General features: G+C 47.1%; 2 protein-coding genes. Both read right to left on the reverse strand.

Annotation, left to right across the window (positions count from 1 at the left end; genetic code table 11):
- Window positions 1–377: 377 nt before the first annotated feature.
- Window positions 378–995 carry a hypothetical protein gene (locus JW499_RS21330; RefSeq protein WP_205212477.1) on the reverse strand — a complete coding sequence of 206 codons (618 nt, stop codon included), beginning with the start codon at window positions 993–995 and terminating at the stop codon, window positions 378–380.
- A 181-nt stretch (window positions 996–1,176) separates the two neighbouring features.
- Window positions 1,177–2,730 (reverse strand): IS1182 family transposase, encoded by a 1,554-nt coding sequence (locus JW499_RS21335; protein WP_232846578.1) that lies wholly within the window; start codon window positions 2,728–2,730, stop codon window positions 1,177–1,179.
- Window positions 2,731–3,374: the final 644 nt, after the last annotated feature.

Below are 3,374 nucleotides of genomic sequence, written 5' to 3' on the forward strand. Positions count from 1 at the left end.
GTCCGGGCACATTAGCCCCTGGCCTTGATTAGACGCTTCACTGGCGTGCATTAACAATCAGTAAAGCGGTTTGCACCTGAACTGAGCCTGATACTAACTGGAAATCTATTCCACTGTTTTGAATAGCGCCTATCTCAGGTTAACCGATGAATGTCTAGTACCCCTACTCACATCAGGGATGACGTATTGGTAGGCACCCGTTGAGCACGGGGTAAGAGAGTCTCAATATGTGTTTGTTGCAAACTCGTTTTGGCAACGACAATGACAGACGAAGAAAACTGGCTGACTGATTCATTAAAAAACTGACCGCTTCGCGGCCAGAAAAGAGCGTTATATTCTATTGACTCCGAGGCGGCTCATATGTGTTAGGCATTCCATCACCCGTTGTACATGTAAAGAACAAGTTTCTTTGTGGGGCTTACGACAATTAAACCAATTCGTCCATAAGCATAGTAACTACCTTCACTATTTATTATATCGGTTGCTTGATCCGCAACTGCCTCATCGATTTTAATACAAAAGCCATACCTGCATATGTAGTCATAAACATCAAGGCCCGCCTCTCCTTTTTGTTTCCAATACTCGCTTTCTTTTATTGGTGTTTCATTCCATGAGTGATACTGTCCGCGCCACCTTCTGTTTTTTTGGTCCTTGTTCGCCGGAAGAGTGTTAAAGAACTCAATACCACGCTTCGTAATTTGATTTGCAATTTCTTCAGATAGTGGATAAATCCTTATTCCCGCTTCATTGCCACCAGGGCCAAAACCCCAGGATTCTTCTTCACAATATGTTATAGCACTAACCTTGAGGGCATCTGGAACGACACTTAACTTGAAGTTCCTCTCATAGACCTTGAAGGCTACGACAGGGCTTACAATAAGCACTGAAAGCGCAAGAAAAAAATATGTATGTGGCAATTTTTTATATGCAAAGACAATCCCAGCGATTATCGCCAGAAAGATTAGGAGCAAGATAATGAGCACTATGTAAATCATTTGATGCCTAACGAGACTGTCGGATTAGACGTTTTGACATAATAATATCCATCTACCGCAGCCTTCACCTATTCGTTTTAACGTTTTGCCTGGAAGTAATAATGATTATTCCTCCAGTTCAAACACGCTCTGTATAATGTTTCAACGCAATACAGCCTCGATTTCAGGCATATACTGCCACTTAATGCCTGATCTCACCCTGCGTCGCGATTTTCTCAATATTATGCACCATGCAGTACATTAACCATTGTGCGCTGACCTTCTCTTTGCCTCTGAGCGTAAATCGTTTCAGGCCTTTGTTGCTTTCCAGATTACCGAACACCGGCTCTACCGTACCTAAACGTTGACTATAGATATGGCGTCCCATCGGACTGTCGATCTTCTCTTTCATCCGATCCATATAGCTGACTTCCGGCGTGTTCGCTTTTGGATAAAAACTCACCTGACGCCCTTCCTGCTGGTTCGGTGTCCTCAGGCATTGTCCTTTCAGAGGGCAAACACGGCACTGTTTGCGATAGCCCTGGAAACGAATCACATCACGACCGTCTATCTGTCCCTCAAACCCTAACCACATCCCGTTGCCTGCCGGACAACGACAACTCTTGGTGACAGGATCGTAGTCGAAGTCAGCTGGAATAAACCGTTTCCCGTCCCGGGTCGATCCTCGTTCTTGTCGGCGTTTGGCTTGCTGCTCTGCGTACGTCTCTGAATCGATAAAGCGTGGATCACGCTTGCGGAACTGGTTGTCCGCGATATAACCATCGATGCCCAGCCGATAGATCATCTTCATATTGGCTTCGCTATGAAAGCCACTATCGGCGGTGATCTGTACTTTTTGCAGAATACGGTGTTCCGGCTTTTTCAGCTGTCGGAATTGATGCCGAATACCAAAAAGCATCGGCCTTAAGGTGTGTTGTTCCTGACCTGCACCGTACGCTTGCGCATGCACAATAATCTGGTGTTTGCTATCCACCGCCGCCACGCCGTTATAGCCCTGGATCACGCCTTTAGCGGTTTTCATCTTGGCGCTATCGTTGTCGGTGATATTGCTTTTGACCGGGCGGCCACGCTGACCGAGCCGTTCAGGTTCGGTCGCTAAGTGCTTTTTTATCTTAGCGGAGACCTCTTCCAGCTTTTTGATCTGTGCCTGTTGCCGTTCGGTGATCTCCGGTTGCTGGTCGGTGTTATCAGAGTGCTGATGAGCTTTAAGCATACGGGCGACCGCACGATCTATTTTGGCTTGTTTACGGTTCAGCTCTGCCCGTGTTCCACTCCACTCTTTAGCCGCATTGGATGGCATTTTACAGCCGTCGATAGCAAACATTTCCCGACCAATCAGGTTCATGCCATCACACACCATCAGGACCTGAGTAAACAGAGGAGCAATCACATCCTCCATCCGCGTAATGAATTCTGCGATAGTGCTGTGGTGCGGCTGACTGTCTGCGGACAGGGCCATGAAGAGTACATTTTCACGGCAGGCCTGGGCTATTTTACGACTGGAGGTGATACCCCTTGAGTAGGCAAATAAAACGATCTTCAACAGGATAGCGGGATCATAAGCCGGGGCTCCGTTGTAATCATTGCGATAACGGGATTCAAACAAACTCATATCGAGATCATTATCGACCACATGACTGAGGGTATATTCGAAAGTGCCTGGCTGAATCTGATCCGCAAAACGTAGCGGAATCATCTTGGTCTGGTTGTAGTCGTAGTGTTTGAAGCGCGCCATCCCTTGCATCCTGCGGGGTAAAGTTCTTTTGATCGATTGTAGCGGGAGCGGCGTCCATCTACCAGTGGTTGCCGGACTTATCCGACAGCCTCAACGCCGCACTAAAGGGCCGAGCGTAGCGAGGTCCCAGTGAGCGAAGCGAACGATTTTCAGTGCTTTGTTATGCATTTTTTCTGCCGCTCAAGTATTTATAGACATTTAGAAGTAAAGTTAGCACTAATCCAACGACGATACTTACTCCAAAAAACCAGCTCGCCCATAAAGTTGCCAACGACAACCAATTGATAATGCCTTCACAATGGAATTCACATTGAGGATTGTGTGTCCAACCAATGAAGCACATTACTAGGCTTATGATTAAGCCGAGTATCGTACTAATCTTGAATCCCTTCACCATTACTTTGACTTCACCTTAATTGCAGTCATGGTAGAGCGCCCCGTTACCGAGACGACCCCACACAGATCCGGACGTGCGGAACTACCGCATCCGGCTCTTCAATAATATCCTCGCCCGTGGAAAACACAGACCCTCAATACCAGTCCACTGCTATCACTCTTTTACTCACTCGCATGGGCTGGATTCCAAAATATCTTAACATCTCCTTCATCCCTGACCACGTGTAACTTTTCCGACCACTTCGCCG

The sequence above is a fragment of the Amphritea pacifica genome, from assembly GCF_016924145.1.
GTDB classification, from domain to species: domain Bacteria; phylum Pseudomonadota; class Gammaproteobacteria; order Pseudomonadales; family Balneatricaceae; genus Amphritea; species Amphritea pacifica.

Coding starts and splice junctions, on each gene's coding strand:
- JW499_RS21330 (WP_205212477.1), bottom strand. CDS start 995: ATGATTTACATAGTGCTCATTATCTTGCTCCTAATCTTTCTGGCGATA.
- JW499_RS21335 (WP_232846578.1), bottom strand. CDS start 2,730: ATGGCGCGCTTCAAACACTACGACTACAACCAGACCAAGATGATTCCG.